At 45.1% G+C, this 827-nt stretch carries 2 protein-coding genes; one reads left to right on the top strand and one right to left on the bottom strand.

The features are described 5' to 3' along the window. A partial coding sequence (locus BFF42_RS18860) for a transposase (RefSeq protein WP_000567737.1) occupies positions 1-287 on the bottom strand: 287 nt, incomplete at its 3' end. 92 nt (positions 288-379) lie between these two features. Here BFF42_RS18860 and BFF42_RS18855 point away from each other — a divergent pair. Further along, positions 380-745: a type II toxin-antitoxin system RelB/DinJ family antitoxin gene (locus BFF42_RS18855; protein WP_073691780.1), complete on the top strand. Its 366-nt coding sequence runs from the start codon at positions 380-382 to the stop codon at positions 743-745. Positions 746-827: the final 82 nt, after the last annotated feature.

Here is an 827-nt window from a genome sequence, read left to right as displayed (position 1 = left end):
AGTTCATTTTCCATCGTTTTCTTGCCGAGCAGGCGCTGGAGTTCTTTAATCTGCTTCATGGCGGCAGCAAGTTCAGAGGCAGGAACAACCTGTTCTCCGGCGGCCACAGCAGTAAGACTTCCTTCCTGGTATTGCTTACGCCAGAGAAATAACTGGCTGGCTGCTACACCATGTTGCCGGGCAACGAGGGAGACCGTCATCCCCGGTTCAAAGCTCTGCTGAACAATTGCGATCTTTTCCTGTGTGGTACGCCGTCTGCGTTTCTCCGGCCCTAAGACATCAATCATCTGTACTCCAATGACTAGTCTAAAAACTAGTATTAAGACTATCACTTATTTAAGTGATACTGGTTGTCTGGAGATTCAGGGGGCCAGTCTACATTAACGCACGTATTGATGATGATATAAAGAACCAAGCAGATGAAGTGCTGAAGCTGATGAATATCAGTCAAACTCAGGCTATTGCAGCTTTTTATCAGTATATTACTGAACAAAAGAAACTGCCATTTGTGATCACCTCAATTGTAAAAACGCCGCATGATTTATTACGTGAAAGTACAGACATGTTAGCTGAAGCTCTTGCAGTGATTTCCAATCTACAGGTGTGGACTGAACAGCAGGATGGGATTGGAAAAGCAAAGCTAATGGAGTATTACCGCCGCCTCGACGCACTGTACTGTTGTGCAAAAGAGAAAATAGGTCTTCTTTCAGATAACCGGGATGCTGAACTAGGCTGTGTCCCTTAATCATCTGAGTTATAGTAACTGTCTGTTTACACAACATATTGAACTATGGCTCGCTACGACCTTCCCGATGAGGCATGGACCA

This window comes from Shigella sp. FC1661 (genome assembly GCF_001712525.1).
In the GTDB taxonomy this organism is placed as follows: domain Bacteria; phylum Pseudomonadota; class Gammaproteobacteria; order Enterobacterales; family Enterobacteriaceae; genus Escherichia; species Escherichia coli.
The sequence above is the reverse complement of the archived record's forward strand: the minus strand, read 5'-3'. Positions and strand labels throughout refer to the sequence as shown.